The sequence below is a fragment of the Chitinophagaceae bacterium genome (assembly GCA_016717285.1).
Lineage (GTDB): Bacteria > Bacteroidota > Bacteroidia > Chitinophagales > UBA10324 > JACCZZ01.
Map to the genome: position 1 here is coordinate 1 of JADKFU010000001.1, position 17983 is coordinate 17983.

Below are 17983 nucleotides of genomic sequence, written 5' to 3' on the forward strand. Positions count from 1 at the left end.
TACTGCTACGTTATCAAATTGTTGAATTGATATTTCAGTGTAAGGTGCAATAACAATTCAACAATCTAACAATGCAGCAAATAATATTACTACTTCGGTTTAGTAACTGCATATTGCAATGGATGCGAACATCTTCACTTACCACTACCACCGGCCGTAACCACATCCCACATCAATCCGAATTCTTTGCGTTTTACTTTTCCGTTCACTTCAAATCCCACTTTCTTATTTCCCCATGGATCATCAATCATTCCCATGTAGAGCACATCGAAAGAAACCGGTTTGGTAATATCGCGGATCGTAAGATCGCCTTGCAGAATCCAATGGTCATCACCTGCATGCACAGAGATGTGCTTTCAAAAGAGAGCTTGGGGAATTTTTCAGCATTAAAAAAATCATCTGATTTCAGGTGGGTATCGCGCTGTTCGCTGCCGGAAATAACGGAAGCAATATTTGCCGATGCAGTGATTTTTGCGGTAGAAAAATCAATTCCTTCTGTTCCGCGTTCACTTCAAATTCTTTAAACTCACCCGTTACAGTGGTGAGCATCATGTGTCTTACTTTAAACTGCATCTGCGAATGTGCAGTATCCAGCGTCCATTTTACAGTTGACATTTTTAATTTGTTTTTGGTTTAGTGATGAATAAATATCAGGCGTGATTGAATGTGCCGCTGCCATTATGAATCTAAATGTCCATCGGAACTTCAATCAAAAGTATTTTAGAATCGTTGGTAGTTTTAATGATTATTGATTCCACGCCGGTGATGCCGGCACCATCCCTTTCATTCATCTCCTGGCCATTAATTGTTGCGCGGCCTTCAATTATAAAAGCATAGATGCCATTTCCTTTTTGATGAATAGTATATGTGGTTTCAATTTCTTCATTAAAATCTCCCATTGAAAACCACGCATCCTGGTTGATCCACAATGCTGCAGTTTCCTTTTCCGGTGAAACCACTAACTGCCACTTATTTTTCCGGTCTGCTGTTTCAAATGTCTTTTTGTTCATACCACGGTGGAATGTTACGAAGTTTAGGAAACACCCAAATCTGCAAGAAGTTCACGGCATCTGTTTTTGATGCATTAACTTCTGAATGTGAGATGCCTGAGCCGGCACTCATAATTTGTACATCACCTGTTTTAATAATAGCTTTCCTGCCTGTTGTGTCGTTGTGTTCTAAAGCACCTTTCAGCGGAATGGAAACAATCTCCATGTTGTCGTGTGGATGTTTTCCAAAACCCATGCCGCCGGTTACGCTATCATCGTTCAGCACGCGCAAGGCGCCAAAGTGAACTCTTTCCGGATTGTCATAACCCGCAAAACTGAAACTGTGGTGGAATCGAGCCAGCCATGATTAGCGTGACCACGGCTATCGGCTTTGTGAAAAATGGTTACTGACATATTCGATCTTTTTTGCTGCTGGAAAATTCCAACGAGGCAAAGATCAGCCAGTTAATTTTAATGGCCTTGCCTAAAAAACATCGACTTACAGGTACATTTTACGGATTTCATTTCTGAAAGTGGTGTAATCAGTAGCGGTGCAATTCCTGAAAAATTTGCTGAAATGAGAAGGATCATCGAAGCCTAATTGAAAGGACGTTTCCTTCATTGAATAATCTGAATAAGTGGCCAGCCGCTTAGCTTCTAAAATGATGCGGTTTTGAATCAGGTCTTTGATGGACTGACCGGTTTCTTCTTTAATCACTTCATTAAGATAATTGGCGGAAAGGTGCAATGCTTTTGCATAGTCACTTACTTTATGCTGTCGTGCATAGTTTTTTTCCAACAGGTTCTTGAATTCCTTTAACTGTCCTTGACCTTGGATTTTGCAATGGCGAATTCAGATCAGCATTTTTCTTTTAGGCGCTTGCAGGCAATTAAAAATAATTTGAGCCAGGCAGCAATGGATTCCTGTTTCAGGTATTGATCATTTGCAAATTCTTTGAAGATGTGATCTGCGTAGCTTTTCATTTCAGGAATTTGCGAGCTTTTTAAACGGATTGGCTTGATTTCATCGCAGGCAAAAAACAATTCCAGTCCAGATAAAACTGTTGCGGAATACCATTGGCTTCGAGAAAATCATTGGTGAAAAGAAATACCCTTCCTTTTGGTTTCCCCTTCAACAGAAGGTGATGCACTTGTTCGGGCCCGATGAAAAAAATGGTTTGACTGCTTACAGCATACGACTTGAAATCAATCTGATGTACCGGTTGCTTTTTCGATCCAGATGATGGTGTAATACCGATGGCGATGCGGAAATTGAAGCAGATTATTTTCTTCCGCTTCTACCTTCTGCATGGTTTTACATAAAAAATTTACCGGCTTGCCATTATGCAATAAAGCGAGTTGTGGAATTTTTTTCGGGAGAGACTTTCATAATCGTGATAAAGTGCTCATGCTTACGGAATGATAACATTACCGTTTTGGCGAATGATCAGGCGGAGAGAGGGATTCGAACCCTCGTACCGACAAGTCGGTAAACGGTTTTCGAGACAGTCCCATTCAACCACTCTGGCATCTCTCCGGGGGCGAAAGTATCAAATAATTCCTTTAGCTGCCGGGTGGTTGTTAGGATAAAAATTCAAATACAATAAGTTGATGATTTAGCAAATACCTGTTACAATTCATTCAACTTCCCGTCATCCGTCAGTTTAAACAAACCGAATTTGCCATTCATATCATACAATTTCACGCTTCCATCTCCGGGAAATTCAAAGGACTGCACACCGGTGAATGACGTCCAGAGTTTATACAGTGTTTCAAATTCCGGCTTTTTATAAATTTTTATTTCTACTGATTCCGTTGATGTACGCGCACCCACTAAGATTTCTAACTTGCCGTCTTTATCAATATCCGCTTCAGCTACCTGCACCATCAGCGCATTGGGGTAAGGATCGCACACTGGAAAATTCTTTCCGTTCTTGCCCATCATTACTTTTAAGCCATCCGGTTCTTTGTAAGAGAGCACGATGGTTGAACCGTCTTTGTTTTTTATGGAAGGAAGCTTCGCGCTTTTTCTTTACGAGTGAAACGGTATTGGTCGCGCCTTTAATAATATCCTGGGCAAATGAAATCCGGGAAGGCAGCACACAAAATGATAAATGCAAAAGTATTTTTTTCATGAAAAGATTTTCACTGGCGAAAATAAATCCAAGTTGCGGCTTCGGGGAAATTTAGATTTCCACGTTCATTTTGTGAGTTGCATTACTGTCTTTACATTCTTTCAAACTTCGCAGTAAAGTGGCGGAGAAATTTTGGTTCGTAGATAATGCGAAGCCCCTTCGCCCGATTCCTGTTTTTGTAGACTTCATCAAATACTTCGATTACATAATCAATATGACTTTGTGTGTACACCCTTCTTGGAATAGCGAGCCGGACTAATTCCTGTGCTGCCGGAATTAATTTTCCTTTCGCGTTATACTTCCCAAACATTACGCTGCCAATTTCAACGCAACGAATTCCACCGGCGAGGTACAATTCACAAACAAGTGCTTGTCCGGGATATTGCTCAACAGGAATGTGATGATAAAACTCTTTGGCATCAATGTATACAGCATGACCTCCGATTGGATGCATGAGCGGGATTCCCTTTTCGTACAAATGATTTCCGAAATATTTTGTGCTTTCAATCCGATACTTAAGGTAATCAGGTTCAAAAACTTCTTTCAGACCAACTGCTATTGCTTCCATATCGCGGCCGGCAAGTCCGCCATAAGTAGTAAAACCTTCCGTAATGATCAGCAGGTTCGTACAGGCCATAGCTACTGCATCATCTTTTAGCGATAGAAAACCGCCCATGTTTGCAAGCCCGTCTTTCTTCGCGCTCATAACACAGGCATCTGCCAGACGGCACATTTGCTGAGCGATTTCATAGTAGCTCTTGGAAGAAAATCCTTTTTCAAAATGATGAATGAAATAGCTGTTTTCTGCAATACGGCACATGTCGAGTACAAGCATCAACCCATGTTCGTCACAAATCTTTCTCACCTCAATTGCATTGCGCATCGATACGGGTTGCCCACCGCCTGTATTGTTGGTGACGGTGAGAATAATGGCAGCTATATTTTTCTTCCATGCTTTTGATCAGCTTTTTCAGTTCATCGGTATCCATATCACCTTTAAAATGAAATTCGGAATTGAGATCCATAGCTTCGGAGGTGAGACAATCAATAGCTGTTGCTCCGGTAAACTCAATGTTGGCGCGTGTGGTATCAAAGTGGGTATTGGCAATAAAGATTTTTCCTTTGCCGCCAAGCTGACCGTACAAAATCCGTTCTGCCGCCCTTCCCTGATGTGTAGGAAGAATGTGTGGCATGCCTGTCAGTTCGTGGATGTTTTTTCCAGCTTCAGCCAACTGCCTGCACCGGCATAAGATTCATCGCCCAGCATAATTCCCGCCCATTGATGGATGCTCATAGCTGAAGTGCCGCTGTCGGTAAGCAGGTCGATGATTATATCTTTTGAATGCAGCAAAAACGGATTGTAACAGGCACTCTTGAGCAAGCGCTGCCGCTGCGATTTGGTAGTGAGTGAAATGGGTTCGACTGTTTTGATCCTAAAAGGCTCGATAATAGTTTTTGTCATGGTAATTATATTATCAGGAAGAATTGATCATTACGATTCCTTGTGGAAACTTTTGATTAAAAAGTTTCCGCGAAAGTAGTTGCCATAATTGTTGCTGATACTGACCAGAATTATTGATCCACATGATTTTTGTCATGAATACATTAATTTAAATCCGTCCAATTGTCCACAAAAAATGATGTCCAAAACCTATCACTTAAGGCATTATATAATCTTTAATGATAGTTCTTACTTTTGTACTTGTCGGAGTAAGGAAGGTTGGTAGAAGAGTTGTAATACAGGGCTTTTTAACCCAGCCCGTATATAACCATGGAAAAGTTAATCTTTATCCTAAAGAATGGCTTCTGTTACCAGAGATTTATCAGAAAGTCGCGAAAGCACCCAAAGACCGGGGAGAAAATTCTTCCTATCAATGGGAAAGCCCTAGCGATTGATGTTAAAGTTGACAAGTCATTCTGTAATTGTGCGTAAATCCGCACTCTGATGATCACAGGCGCAGGTTTATTCTCTTAACCCTCGCCTGTATTTTTCAAGTTTTCATCTCGGACTTTATTTCAATTTGCCATGAAAAAAGAAGACACAGCTACCACAATTAAACCCCAAAATGGTAAAGAAGAAAGTCCTGTTTGTGGGATTGTAATGCCTATCAGTAGCATTGATGGTTTGCATTCTGATCATTGGGCTGAGATACTTGGAATAATTAAGGATGTATGCAATGACAATGGATTTGAGGGAAAACTAGTTAGTGAAGCCCAGGAAAGTAGCGTTATTCAGGGAAGAATAATTCAAAATTTATATTCAAATGACATGGTCATTTGTGATGTAAGTGCTAAAAACCCTAATGTAATGTTTGAGTTAGGAATGAGACTGGCTTTTAACAAACCTGCAATTATCATGAAAGACAATCTTACAGATTATTCATTTGATACAGGCATAATTGAGCATATTGTATATCCCAGAGATTTGAGGTTCAATGCTATTAATAAATTTAAAACTGCATTGGGAAGTAAATTAAAGAGCACTTATGAGAAATCCAAAGATGCAGATTATGTATCTTTCCTTAAGAACTTTGGTGAGTATAAGGTCCAACATTTAGATCAAAAGAATGTAAGTGTTGATAATTATTTACTTGGCCAAATAGAGGCAATTGCAAAGGATCTTAACATTCTTAAGAATCAAACTAGACACGCAAACGATCAATTCTATATAAATGAAAGCAACATTCTTTTTAGGGGCAAAACTACAGGAGAAAAGATGCTAGTCGAGGAAGTTAAAAGTATAATTCAAAATGCTGTTAAAACAAGTTCAAAAATGCCTTCCCAACAAGAAATAGTTAGTGAGATTCTCACTAGCGAGAAACCCATTTCTTTAATGTACGCACCATCAATGTTAAAAAAACTTGTAGCTGAAATATGTGATTCGATTGCTTTTTAGATTTTGACTAGCATCTCACCAAAATCACCCTTTTTGAGTAACCCTTCCGCAATCTTTCTCGCAGCTGGTGGGTAGATCCGGAGAAATACAATTTACTCCTGGATAAATGTCCGCTCAGCCAGCGTCGAAATTTAAGACAAGCAATTGAACGCCGTTCTCTTCATGTAACCATTCAAACCCACTCTCGCAAATCATGGACAGTAAATTAATCACCGAAATCACATTATGGAAGAATAACCAATTTAAGGCAACCATCTGGTACCAGTATATTACATGAGAAAGCACAATGGCCATTTGGCAGGTCTTTATCATGTTTCTTCAGTGCAACCGAAGATGAAGGAGGACTTCAATCCATTTTTAAGCCTGATGAGTTTGAATTATCATTCAAGCTATGATTGAAAAGATGGAATAGTTTCTATTTACTTCCTAATTCTTTTGTAAGCTGAGCCGCTTTCATAAAAATCGGATCTGTTTCGGGGTGATCTGGAATAAAATATCCTCTAGATAGAACTAGTGTTTTACAAGCATAAAAAAGAACTAATCTAATGCCTTCAACGTCGGCGGTACGAATTGAACTATTCCTTTCAGAAAAGAAAGTTTGGGTCGAATGATGAACGTATGCTGAATAGCGACGCCATATATTGTAAGCATAGCAATTTTCTGATCCATGTTGACTGCTAGAAATATCTTTATAAATCGCAGCTGTGGAAATCCCTAATTGAAATTTAATTATGGGAATATCTCCATTCAAATCTACATGGGAAATATATTTCAGATTATCTTGATTTTTCAAAAAATTATAGCTGTAGTCAATAAATATTTCTTCGTTGATAAAGCTCTCGTGTTTACCTTCAAAATACTTAATATTATAATCAAGATTTTCCTTTCCCATTGCGAAGAAATATTTAAGTGGTTCAACATCGAATTTGTCAATTACATCTTCAGCAAAGCCTTTTGAAAAGAGATAGCAGACATGGAGGAAATCATCAAGTATAACTCGAGAAATTACAAAGGCCGATAAGGTTAAACGTTCTGGTTGATGATTCAGAATTGTTGAAATGTCGCTTGTAAATACATACACTCGTTCCAAAACACCTAATAGGTATTTTTCAACATTATGGTTTTTTTCAACTTTTCTGGTACCGAGTTCTGCCAACGCCTCGTTAGTTAAAGCACTTAGTACTTTTGATCTCTCTGCAATTTGAAGCTGATTCATGTTTGAAAATAGCAATAAAATTTAATAGATTAGATCGATGGGAATTTTTTTCGCAAATTTCCAAAGTCATCCAATCCCATGCTCTTCAAATAAATTGCTACCATGTCCAAACTGTAATGTCGCAATTGATCTTTTAACTCCTTTGCATTAATACCATTGTTATGGGGCCATCACTACACCAGTATGCTTCCATGAATATAAATTATATTCGCTCCTGAATCCATGTTCACGCAATACTGTCAGGTTTCGCTTCCCAAAAAAGGAAGTTGATACCTAGTATTCTGATGGAATACCATTACGGATACCTGTGTAAGTGCATACCGGCAATCACCGGCGCAAACGCTGTTGGCATTGAAACAAAATCAGACTTCTTATTCTTGCTGATTGTTGACCTCAGGAGGATTTGGCTATCATCTGCATAACATCACTCACTTTTAAATTTCGCAGCTCGCCAGGCCTTATAAAGCAGTAATAGATGAATTGGCAAGCCAACCATAAGGCGGGTTCTTTTTCTGAAATGATGAGTTTCAATCTACTTACTTGCTCAGGTTGGAAATACAGAGATCCCTTGCGCTCTTCTGGACACCGTTTGATTTTATCAAACAGATTTTCCTTTACAACTCCAGTCTGAAATGATTTTTTTCTGAGAATATATTGTTTCTGGAGGAGCACTTTCTTTACGACTTTGAATAAATCATTGGAAAACTTCTTTCCGTCATAGCCGGTAACGGCATTCTCACCGTTAAAGGCCAATTGAACGATCTCGAGAGCGCGATCCATTCGACGCTCAACTGTAGCGAATTTATTGATGTTATCATAGATCCGGACACGCTGCATTATTCCGGATCCTACGTCACGGTAATAATGGACAAACCATCCTTTTGAAAGATCACCGCCAGCGGAATAGATGCTTACTCTCTCTATACTTTTATTAGAGATCGGCTCAGGCAAAAGTTTTTTTCTGATTCCATTGTCAAATTTTGATTTGACGCCAAAACCAGTCTTCTTAATGATTGTCTCCGGAGACAGAATCCAAAGACCTGAAACCCTTACGTAATAAGCATTTCAGTAAAATGCGGAGAGGGCGGGATTCGAACCCGCGGTACCCTTTAGGAGTACACACACTTTCCAGGCGTGCTCCTTCAACCACTCGGACACCTCTCCTTTTTTTGAGCGGGACGCAAAGGTCATAAAATTTGCTTGCCAATCAAAATCAATACGCAAATACCTGTTTCGCATTGGAAGTGGTAATTGAAGCGACCTCTTCAGTGGAAAGGTTTTTAATAATGCCGATTTTCTCAGCAATCAACGGAAGATAACTGCTTTCATTTCGCTTTCCACGGTGTGGAACGGGTGCGAGGTAAGGCGCATCAGTTTCCAGTACAAGGTGACTCAGATCCAATTGCTCCAGCACTTTGTCAAGGCCGCCGTTTTTGAAAGTTACCACCCCACCAATGCCTAAATAAAAACCCAATTCAATTATTTGTTGTGCCTGGTTTAGATCACCGGAAAAACAATGGAAGATGCCACTGAGTTTTTCTGATTTGTTTTCCCGGATCATTTCAATGCAAGCATCAGTTGCGTCGCGGCTGTGAATGATAATCGGTAGCTCCAATTCCTTAGCCCAATCAATATGCAATTGAAAGTTTTCTTTCTGTTGGGGCATAAAAGTTTTATCCCAATAGAAATCCAGTCCTGTTTCACCAATGCCCCGGAATTGTAGCTCAGGTTTTCTGAATAAATAGTCTTCAATAATTTTAAGCTCCTCCTTCCAGTCTTCTTTCACCGAACAGGGATGCAAACCCATCATTGGAAAGCATTTTTCCCGGTAGGTTGCTCTTAAATCCAGCATCCTTTCAATAGTTCCTGATTCAACGTTTGGCAGGAAAAAGCCATCAACTCCGGTATGCATCGCCCTTTGCATCATGGCATCACGATCCGCATCAAATTCCGGCAGGTAAAGATGGCAATGGGTATCAATCAGCTTCACGGCAGACTTATTATTGTGCAAAGGTATTCATGTACGGTGGATTTGTTGAGATTGTGTTAGCTGCAAAAAGCAACGGCCATACATTATTTATTATCTTTAATGTTCAATTGAAAACTATGAAAACGATAAATCTCTTATTTTTCTTTGCCCTGTTGTGCAGCACTCAAATGGCACTTTCACAAAATGAAATGGCTCCCGCGCCTATGATGAAAAACAGGATTATTAAAATGGATTTCTTCTCTCCGCTCACCGGAAATCTTACGTTTGGATATGAGCAGGTTCTTACCAACAATATTACATTGGAAGGCAATATTGGCATTATTGGACTGAGCTTTATTGATGACGGCTATAATGGAAAGGGTATCTTTATAAAGGCAGGTCCGAAACTCTATTTTACGCCTGATTATTTACTGGACGGAATGAAAAGGTATAATGATTTTCAGGGAGGATATTTTAAGCCAGAATTTATTTACAGCGGATTCGGATTTGATTATGAATCTTACAATTCCACTAATGGTATTTACACTACTGAAAGAGGAACAAATAATTCTATTGCACTCATGCTGAATTTTGGAAAACAGTGGGTATTGGCAAAGATTATTTCGCTTGATTTGCACGGCGGAATTGGATATGGAACCTCTTTTTTCCACTACAATTCTACAGCACCTGGTTATGGATATCCTGATTCATTTGACGAAAGTTACAAATACAGTCATTTTGAAGTGCCTGAAGTTCCTTTGACTTTTTCTGCAGGTTTTGATATTGGAATACTGCTTAAGTAATTAGTTTACGGTTAGCGGTGCAAAAGAGAAATTCCTTTCTGAATAATATTCCAGAACACGTGGCAATGCATATTGCATGCGGTCGGCAGCTTTCACACTATCGTGAAAAACAATGATGGAGCCGGGTTGTGTATTTTCCAAAACGTTTTTAAGGCAGCGTTCTTTAGTGATGGTACGGTCGAAGTCACCGCTCAGCACATCCCACATTACCACTTTATAGCGGTTGAGCATGATGCTGGTTTGCGATTTCGTAATACGTCCATATGGTGGACGGAAAAGTTTGCTCGATACAATCTCATCGCATTTTAATATGTCTTTAATATAAGCATTTGTACTGGTAGACCAGCCATTTAAATGTTTGTAGGTATGGTTGCCTATAGAATGACCCTCTTTCTTAATCGTAGAAATAATTTCCGGGTATCGCTCCGCATTTTGTCCTACCAGGAAAAAGGTGGCCTTGGCACTAAATTTTTTCAATTCCTTTAATGTCCATTCTGTAATAGAAGGAGTAGGTCCGTCATCGAAGGTGAGATAAAGCTTTTTTTGTACTTCAGGAAAACTCCATACCTGACGCGGATAAAGGCGTTTTAAAATTTCAGGGGTTTTTATAAAATACATTCCCAATTTGGATTCGGTTGTTTAATATGCGTTCTGACGAACGGTGAAGCATCTTATTTTATTTCAGAAAAACTTAATTCAAGATGGTTTGTGGATTGTATTGGTTGCAGACGGACTAGAATTAATATTGACACGGCAAGCCATCTGCAATCTTTGGTCGGGTACTGGAGAAACTTCTGATCTGAGTTGGAGCATAAGAATGAACTGATGAATGTTCGGCAGAACTGAAGATTAGTCCTTCGAAGAGCCATTTTATACAGGCTAATTTTATCATAATTCAACTATTTTTGTCCGAATCAACTTCATGAAATGTCCGTCAGAGTAAGGTTTGCTCCAAGTCCAACAGGCCCCCTGCATATTGGTGGCGTTCGCACTGCTTTGTACAATTACCTCTTCGCGAAGCAACACAACGGCACATTTATCATAAGAGTGGAAGATACCGATCAGAACCGGTTAGTGAATGGAGCCGAAGAATACATGTTGCAAGGGTTGGAATGGTGTGGCATTGTTGCCGACGAAGGTCCTGGATCAGGCGGACCATATGGACCTTACAAACAATCGGAACGTAAGCAATTGTATTATCCCTTCGCATTACAACTGGTAACTGCCGGTAATGCGTATTATGCTTTTGATACTGCAGAAGAACTGAATACTATGCGCGAGCGACTGAAGTCATCAGGCAGCTCATCATTACAATATGATTCTCTTACACGGGATGCCATGAGCAACTCATTAACGTTGCCTGCGGATGAAGTTAAGCTGCGAATTGACCGGGGAGATCACTATGTGATCCGGGCAAAGATACCGGCAGATGAAGAAATAAAATTTACTGATTTGATTCGGGGTGAAGTGTTGGTGAATTCGAGTCAACTGGACGACAAGGTGCTTTTTAAAAGCGATGGAATGCCCACCTATCACCTTGCAAATGTCGTGGATGACCATCTGATGAAGATTACGCATGTAATTCGTGGAGAAGAATGGCTGCCATCTGCACCGCTTCATTATTTGCTGTACCGGTTTTTCGGATGGGAAGAAGAACGCCCGAAGTTTGCTCACTTACCGCTGATCCTTCGTCCCGATGGAAATGGAAAGCTCAGCAAGCGGGATGGCGACAGATTGGGATTTCCGGTATTTCCACTTAACTGGAAAGATCCGGCAACCGGCGAACAATCGTTGGGATTTCGCGAACGTGGATTTTTTCCGGAAGCATTTGCAAACATGCTGGCACTCATTGGATGGGCGCCGTCAGAAAGTAAGGAGGTGCTTCCAATGTCGGCATTGATAAAGGATTTCAATATCGAACGTATTCACAAGGCAGGCGCAAAGTTTGATTTTGAAAAGGCGAAATGGTTCAATCATGAATACATGAAGCAGAAATCAGGGAATGAACTATCTGCTTTTATCAAGTTGGAATTAATGGAAATCGGGAGGGAAGCATCGCAGGATTATATCGAACGCGTTTGCGAAGTAATCAAATTGCGGTGCACGTTTATCAATGAGCTCTGGCAGAACGCTGCTGTTTTTTTTATTGCACCTGTTGAATTTGACACGACTGTTGTAAAAAGTAAATGGAACAATCAGGCAGGAAAAAATTTTGAAATGTTAGCCAGTGAATTGCAGGCGCATGATGATTTTTCAATGCATTCGGCAGATACTTTTTTGCACGACTTTTTGAACCAGCATAATTTTAAAGCAGGAGATATTTTACCAGTGCTGAGAGTGATGTTGATTGGAACAAAGAACGGCCCCGCAGTTTTTGAAATCGTTTCATTGCTTGGCAAAGAAGAAACCCTTAACAGGATGAAAGTGGCTGCTGTAAAGTTTGATGGAATGACAGCCACTTAATTGTTAATTTTATTGATAGGCTTTCCCAAAAGCAGAAATTGAAAAAATGAAAAAGAAGAAAGATAAAATTGATGAAGCGCAGGTGGATCCTGAACTTAAGGGATTGGATATAAGGGTGAATGAATTCGGCGAAATCATTTCCAATATTTCACCAGATAAGCTGAATGATTTTCTCGACCGTAAAGTAGTTGACAAAAAGCTGGTTGAGAAAAAAGAAAAAGAGCAGAAAAAACCCGGTCAACTGAAGAAATAAATGCAAACCATTGAAATTTAACACCTCATGTCTTCCAATCAAACGAATCGTCCGGTACGTGTGCTGGTTGCCAAAGTAGGTCTTGATGGCCATGACCGTGGCGCGAAAGTGATTGCTTCTTCCTTGCGTGATGCAGGTATGGAAGTAATTTACACAGGACTTCGTCAAACGCCTGAAATGGTGGTGAATGCCGCTTTGCAGGAAGATGTGGATGTGATAGGTATTTCGATTTTATCAGGCGCGCACATGACGGTGTTTCCAAAAATAATCAACCTGATGAAAGAAAAGGAACTCGGAGATGTGCTGTTAACCGGCGGCGGCATTATTCCTGAAGAAGACATGTCTGCGCTTCATGAAATGGGAGTAGGTAAATTGTTCGCGCCGGGTACTTCCACGCATGAAATCTCCGGCTATATACAAGAATGGGTGAAGTTGCACCGTAATTTTTGATTTTTATAATCTGCACGTATTTGTAAATCGCTCACAAAATAAGGACTCAAATCTTGCCGGGAAATCACGGCTCAATTCTTAAAAAAAATCAACAATGGAATTCAAACATTTATTAGTTGACTTGAATGAAGGAGTGTTAACCCTCACAATCAACCGCCCTGAAAAATTAAATGCGCTCAATCGTGAAGTGATTGAAGAATTGGATATTGCCTTTAATGATGTTTATGAGAATGATGAGATTCGTGGAGTAATAATCACAGGTTCAGGGGCAAAAGCATTTGTAGCCGGAGCTGACATAACAGAATTCACGTCCTTCACAACAGAACAGGCAAAAGAAATGTCGGCGAATGGTCACAGGGTTTTTAATAAGATTGAAGCAGCGCCTAAACCGGTAATAGCTGCCATAAATGGGTTTGCTTTGGGAGGTGGTTGTGAACTGGCAATGTCCTGTCATATCCGTATGGCAAGTGATAATGCAAAATTTGGTCAGCCGGAAATAAACCTGGGATTGATTCCCGGATACGGAGGCACACAAAGATTACTGCGTTATGTTGGAAAAGCTAAAGGCATAGAGTTACTGCTGACTGCTGATATGATCACAGCAGCAGATGCGCTGCAATTTGGATTGGTAAACTATGTGGTTGCGCCTGAAGAACTATTACCAAAGTGCAATACGATACTGAATAAAATAAAATCCAAATCTCCATTGGTGGTGGCCCGGTTGATTGCTTGTGCAAATTCTTATTTCGATAAGCAGGAAGACGGGTTCGAACTTGAAATAGACGAATTTTCAAAGTGTATCAATACGGAAGATTTCAAAGAAGGTACGGCTGCATTTTTGGAAAAGCGGCCTGCAGTATTTAAAGGAAAATAGTTGAAACTTAAAGTTCCATTTCAGAGGCATAAATAAAAAGGCGCACATATATTCTGAAAGCTGCAAAACATTTTGCCGGCAATTCTATTGAATTCCAGTGAACCGGAAGATCAATTTACGAGGTGTTTTTTCAGGAAGTGACCCGTCCATGATTCCTTTATTTCAACAAGACCTTCAGGCGTTCCCTGGTAGATTAAATGACCGCCTTCATTACCACCTTCAGGTCCAAGGTCAATTACATGATCAGCGCATTTTATCACTTCTACATTGTGTTCAATAATAATAACAGAGTGATTGTTTTCTATCAGCATTTCAAAGGAACGCAGCAATTTACCGATGTCGTGAAAGTGCAATCCTGTTGTTGGTTCATCGAAAATAAAAAGCACAGGTTTGCCGGAATTTCCCTTGCCAAGAAAAGACGCGAGCTTAACACGTTGTGCTTCTCCACCACTGAGTGTGCTGGATGATTGTCCGAGTTTTACATAACCTAATCCAACATCAGCCAAAGGTTGTAATCGTGTGGCAATGTCATTTTCTTCCCAGAAAAACTCAACCGCTTCATCTACACTCATTGCAAGCACATCAGCGATATTCTTCTCCTTGTAATTTACCTCCAGCACATCTTCTTTAAATCTTTTTCCACCACAATCTTCGCACAACAAATGAACATCCGCAAGGAATTGCATTTCAACAATAATTTCCCCTTCACCCTTGCATGTTTCACAACGACCGCCTTCCACGTTAAAAGAAAAATGTTTGGGTTTAAACCCCTTGATTTTAGAAGCGCGTTGTTCGGAATATAAATCACGAATGGCATCATACGCTTTGATATAGGTAACAGGATTGGAACGTGAAGATTTTCCTAGTGGATTCTGATCCACCAGTTCAATCTGGGAAATCATTTTATAATCACCTTTCAGTTCTTTGAATAATCCTGCTTTCTCTCCAAATCCTCCAATGAGTTTTTGTAATGCCGGATAAAGAATTTTTTTCACCAGCGTAGTCTTTCCTGATCCGCTTACACCGGTTACAACAGTCACTACATTCAAAGGAAACGTGACATCAATATTTTTAAGATTGTGTTCTGAAGCACCGGAAAGTTGAAGAGAGTTGATCCACTTGCGTCTTTGACGCGGCACAGGAATTTCCAATTCGCCGGACAGGTATTTTCCCGTAAGACTTTCAGTATCATTGATGATATCCTCAAAATTGCCATTGTAGATCACTTCACCACCATGAACGCCGGCAAGCGGACCGATATCTATTATGTGATCGCTATTGCGCATGATTTCTTCTTCGTGTTCTACTACAATCACAGTGTTTCCAAGATCACGTAATTTGTGCAGTACTTTAACTAATTGCGCAGTGTCGCGTGGATGAAGTCCCACACTAGGTTCGTCGAGGATGTATAATGAACTGGTAAGGTTGCTTCCCAATGTTCGGGTAAGATGAATGCGTTGTGTTTCTCCGCCGGATAGTGTGGAAGAAAGGCGGTTCAAAGTAAGATATCCCAAACCTACTTCCATCATCAGCAACAAACGGTTATTGATTTCAAGCAAGATCCTTTTAGAAATCTCAGTATCTTTTGGTGATAACTTCAGTTGACGAAAAAGTTCAAACACCTGGGAGATCGGCATAAGTACGATGTCAATAATAGAAACTCCGCCGACCTTCACATAAGAGGCATCCTTTCTGAGTCGGGTTCCTTTGCAGTCCGGACATGTTGTTTTTCCGCGAAAGCGCGAAAGCATTACCCGATATTGAATCTTATAGGTTTGTGATTCGAGGTATTTAAAAAATTCATGGAGGCCATGAAAATACTGATTGCCTTCCCACAACAATTGATGTTGTTTATCTGTCAGGTCCTTATAAGCACGATGAATTGGAAAATCAGATTTATGTGCATATTTAATCAGCTCTTCATTCCATTCACTCATTTTTTCGCCTTTCCAGCAAGCGATTGCACCTTCAAATACGGAAAGATTTTTATTCGGAATCACAAGGTCCTCATCAATGCCAATCACTGATCCGAAACCTTCGCATGTTTTGCAGGCACCAAATGGATTGTTGAAACTGAAAAATTGTGGTGTGGGTTCTTCAAATAATATCCCATCCAATTCAAAACGATTTGAGAATGGAACAGCTCCTTGTTCCAGGGTGAAGATAATGCAATCACCTTCGCTCTCAAAAAAGGCTGTTTGCACAGAGTCAGCAAGACGTGTCTGGTTGTCCTTATCCTCTTTCTTCCAGGCAATCCGGTCTATAACTACACTTATTTTTTCCGCGACAGTAGCTTCATCTTTTGCTTTTAAGGTGAAAAGAAAATCTTCCACTTTCAGAATCTCTTGGCCAAAACGGATGCGGGTAAAACCTTTTTGAAGCAATACATTTAATTCTTCCTTCACACTCCTGTGATGAATTTTTTTAAATGGAATCATTACATACACAGTGCTACCATTATTCAAAGTGTTTACATAATTCACCACGTCGCTTACATCATGCTTGATAACTTCCTTCCCGGAGACAGGAGAAATGGTTTTTCCTACACGTGCATATAAAATGCGCAGGTATTCAAAAATCTCAGTGAGCGAACCTACAGTAGAACGGGAAGTGCGTGTGCCAACCCGTTGTTCAATAGCAATGGCAGGACAAATGCCTTTGATGTAATCGACATCCGGTTTGTTCATCCGCATCAGAAACTGGCGGGCATATGCCGACAATGATTCAACATAACGGCGTTGACCTTCGGCGTATAAAGTGTCGATGGTGAGTGAAGATTTACCTGATCCGGAAACACCGGTTATCACCACTAATTTGTTCCTGGGAATAGCAACATCAATGTTTTTCAGGTTGTGCGTACGTGCTCCCTTGATAAAAATTAACTTTTCAATTCCCTTAACATTTGGTTTTTCGGAACTTATATTTGATATTTGACTCATCGTTGATTTAAAGCAACCTTTTAATTTAAAACTCCATCTATTATCGCAACACGTTTTACTCCATTAAAACAAGTACTTTTCTTATAAGTTGCAATGCTACGCTAATTCATTCAGTCAATCTTAATTAGTGCAATTATTGAAATGTAATTTCATTTTCAGTAATGTTTTTGTGCAGCGATTTACCTGTTTTTCACATCTTAAGGTAATTGCTGAAATTTAAGAATCCGGATAATTGGAGTCGTTTTTTTAAACTGATCATTAACTATTCTCCCAAATAGAATAGTATTTCTTCACTAAAACATTCTTGCCGCTGGCCTGACATCTACACGTTTTGATTTTTCAAACTGCTTTCATCTGTTTGGAAGCAGTCATTTTTAACCCCTCCGACTTGTCGGGGATCAAACGCCGTAGAAATGGAAACTCAGGTTCTCAATGATGAAGCCCTTGTGCTTCAGTACATGCATGGTAATGAACAAGCCCTTGAAATTTTAATCAGGAGGCACAAAAGTAAAGTATTCACCTCCATTTTCATGTTTGTGCGTGATCAATACCTGGCAGAAGATCTCTTTCAGGACACATTTATTAAAGTAGTGAAAAAACTACGTGCGCAACAGTACCAGGAGGAAGGCAAGTTTTTGCCTTGGGTAATGCGTATTGCACACAACCTTTGTATTGATTTTTACCGGAAAACAAAACGAACTCCACAGATTACCACACCTGAAGGTTTTGACATTTTCAATGTCCTGCAGTTTGCAGATGGTAACCCTGAAAAAATGCTGATTCGTAAGCAATCACATCAAAAAGTAAGAGAAATGGTAGATCATCTGCCTGTGGAGCAGAAAGAAGTTGTAATACTGCGTCATTATGCGGATCTCAGTTTTAAAGAAATCTCAGAAATTACCAATGTCAGCATCAATACAGCGCTGGGGCGCATGAGGTATGCTTTAATCAATCTGAGAAAGATGCAACAGGAGAAGCAAATTGCATTGTAGCCGG

The 17983-nt window shown here is 40.0% G+C and carries 14 protein-coding genes, 2 tRNA genes and 3 pseudogenes; 7 read left to right on the forward strand and 12 right to left on the reverse strand.

Annotated elements, in window-relative coordinates; genetic code table 11:
• Positions 1-34: 34 nt before the first annotated feature.
• From IPO83_00005 to IPO83_00030, 6 genes and pseudogenes are all read right to left on the reverse strand, one after another.
• Positions 35-615: pseudogene (locus IPO83_00005) on the reverse strand (YceI family protein).
• A 71-nt stretch (positions 616-686) separates the two neighbouring features.
• A pseudogene (locus IPO83_00010) lies at positions 687-1403 on the reverse strand (pirin family protein).
• Between the two features lie 85 nt (positions 1404-1488).
• Positions 1489-1788 (reverse strand): AraC family transcriptional regulator, encoded by a 300-nt coding sequence (locus tag IPO83_00015; protein MBK9729679.1) that lies wholly within the window; start codon positions 1786-1788, stop codon positions 1489-1491.
• A 653-nt stretch (positions 1789-2441) separates the two neighbouring features.
• Positions 2442-2526, reverse strand: a tRNA-Ser gene (locus IPO83_00020).
• 93 nt (positions 2527-2619) lie between these two features.
• Positions 2620-2970, reverse strand: coding sequence for a hypothetical protein (locus IPO83_00025; protein ID MBK9729680.1), 351 nt, complete (start codon positions 2968-2970; stop codon positions 2620-2622).
• Positions 2971-3215: 245 nt separating this feature from the next.
• Positions 3216-4586: pseudogene (locus IPO83_00030) on the reverse strand (tryptophanase).
• Positions 4587-5150: 564 nt separating this feature from the next.
• On the opposite strand from IPO83_00030, the gene IPO83_00035 reads away from it, so the two are divergent.
• Entirely contained in the window at positions 5151-6020 is an 870-nt protein-coding gene (locus tag IPO83_00035) for a hypothetical protein (GenBank protein ID MBK9729681.1), read from the forward strand.
• A gap of 415 nt (positions 6021-6435) precedes the next feature.
• Here the strand turns inward: IPO83_00035 and IPO83_00040 are convergent, their stop codons facing one another.
• The 4 genes from IPO83_00040 to IPO83_00055 all read right to left on the reverse strand — a co-directional run bounded on the left by IPO83_00040 (position 6436) and on the right by IPO83_00055 (position 9226).
• On the reverse strand, positions 6436-7236 hold the full coding sequence (locus IPO83_00040; GenBank protein MBK9729682.1) for a hypothetical protein: 801 nt from the start codon (positions 7234-7236) through the stop codon (positions 6436-6438).
• 393 nt (positions 7237-7629) lie between these two features.
• On the reverse strand, positions 7630-8187 hold the full coding sequence (locus tag IPO83_00045; protein MBK9729683.1) for a hypothetical protein: 558 nt from the start codon (positions 8185-8187) through the stop codon (positions 7630-7632).
• 125 nt (positions 8188-8312) lie between these two features.
• Positions 8313-8400, reverse strand: a tRNA-Ser gene (locus IPO83_00050).
• Between the two features lie 49 nt (positions 8401-8449).
• Entirely contained in the window at positions 8450-9226 is a 777-nt protein-coding gene (locus IPO83_00055; protein ID MBK9729684.1) for a TatD family hydrolase, read from the reverse strand.
• A gap of 116 nt (positions 9227-9342) precedes the next feature.
• On the opposite strand from IPO83_00055, the gene IPO83_00060 reads away from it, so the two are divergent.
• Positions 9343-10008, forward strand: a complete 666-nt coding sequence (locus IPO83_00060) for a DUF3575 domain-containing protein (protein ID MBK9729685.1) — start codon at positions 9343-9345, stop codon at positions 10006-10008.
• Here the strand turns inward: IPO83_00060 and IPO83_00065 are convergent, their stop codons facing one another.
• Positions 10009-10626: a polysaccharide deacetylase family protein gene (locus tag IPO83_00065; GenBank protein ID MBK9729686.1), complete on the reverse strand. Its 618-nt coding sequence runs from the start codon at positions 10624-10626 to the stop codon at positions 10009-10011.
• A gap of 309 nt (positions 10627-10935) precedes the next feature.
• On the opposite strand from IPO83_00065, the gene IPO83_00070 reads away from it, so the two are divergent.
• The 4 genes from IPO83_00070 to IPO83_00085 all read left to right on the forward strand — a co-directional run bounded on the left by IPO83_00070 (position 10936) and on the right by IPO83_00085 (position 14048).
• Positions 10936-12471 (forward strand): glutamate--tRNA ligase, encoded by a 1536-nt coding sequence (locus IPO83_00070; GenBank protein ID MBK9729687.1) that lies wholly within the window; start codon positions 10936-10938, stop codon positions 12469-12471.
• A gap of 46 nt (positions 12472-12517) precedes the next feature.
• Positions 12518-12724, forward strand: a complete 207-nt coding sequence (locus tag IPO83_00075; GenBank protein ID MBK9729688.1) for a hypothetical protein — start codon at positions 12518-12520, stop codon at positions 12722-12724.
• Between the two features lie 27 nt (positions 12725-12751).
• On the forward strand, positions 12752-13174 hold the full coding sequence (locus IPO83_00080; protein ID MBK9729689.1) for a cobalamin B12-binding domain-containing protein: 423 nt from the start codon (positions 12752-12754) through the stop codon (positions 13172-13174).
• A gap of 94 nt (positions 13175-13268) precedes the next feature.
• A complete protein-coding gene (locus tag IPO83_00085; protein ID MBK9729690.1) occupies positions 13269-14048 on the forward strand; it encodes an enoyl-CoA hydratase/isomerase family protein in 780 nt (259 codons plus the stop codon).
• 110 nt (positions 14049-14158) lie between these two features.
• Here the strand turns inward: IPO83_00085 and uvrA are convergent, their stop codons facing one another.
• Positions 14159-16987, reverse strand: a complete 2829-nt coding sequence (gene uvrA / locus IPO83_00090) for an excinuclease ABC subunit UvrA (protein ID MBK9729691.1) — start codon at positions 16985-16987, stop codon at positions 14159-14161.
• Between the two features lie 413 nt (positions 16988-17400).
• On the opposite strand from uvrA, the gene IPO83_00095 reads away from it, so the two are divergent.
• Positions 17401-17979: a sigma-70 family RNA polymerase sigma factor gene (locus tag IPO83_00095; protein ID MBK9729692.1), complete on the forward strand. Its 579-nt coding sequence runs from the start codon at positions 17401-17403 to the stop codon at positions 17977-17979.
• Positions 17980-17983 lie beyond the last annotated feature (4 nt).

Bases quoted from the DNA above. Each gene is read 5' to 3' on its own strand.
- IPO83_00035 (MBK9729681.1), top strand. From the start codon at position 5,151: ATGAAAAAAGAAGACACAGCTACCACAATTAAACCCCAAAATGGTAAA.
- IPO83_00040 (MBK9729682.1), bottom strand. From the start codon at position 7,236: ATGAATCAGCTTCAAATTGCAGAGAGATCAAAAGTACTAAGTGCTTTA.
- IPO83_00060 (MBK9729685.1), top strand. From the start codon at position 9,343: ATGAAAACGATAAATCTCTTATTTTTCTTTGCCCTGTTGTGCAGCACT.
- IPO83_00065 (MBK9729686.1), bottom strand. From the start codon at position 10,626: ATGTATTTTATAAAAACCCCTGAAATTTTAAAACGCCTTTATCCGCGT.
- IPO83_00070 (MBK9729687.1), top strand. From the start codon at position 10,936: ATGTCCGTCAGAGTAAGGTTTGCTCCAAGTCCAACAGGCCCCCTGCAT.
- IPO83_00075 (MBK9729688.1), top strand. From the start codon at position 12,518: ATGAAAAAGAAGAAAGATAAAATTGATGAAGCGCAGGTGGATCCTGAA.
- IPO83_00080 (MBK9729689.1), top strand. From the start codon at position 12,752: ATGTCTTCCAATCAAACGAATCGTCCGGTACGTGTGCTGGTTGCCAAA.
- IPO83_00085 (MBK9729690.1), top strand. From the start codon at position 13,269: ATGGAATTCAAACATTTATTAGTTGACTTGAATGAAGGAGTGTTAACC.
- uvrA (MBK9729691.1), bottom strand. From the start codon at position 16,987: ATGAGTCAAATATCAAATATAAGTTCCGAAAAACCAAATGTTAAGGGA.
- IPO83_00095 (MBK9729692.1), top strand. From the start codon at position 17,401: ATGGAAACTCAGGTTCTCAATGATGAAGCCCTTGTGCTTCAGTACATG.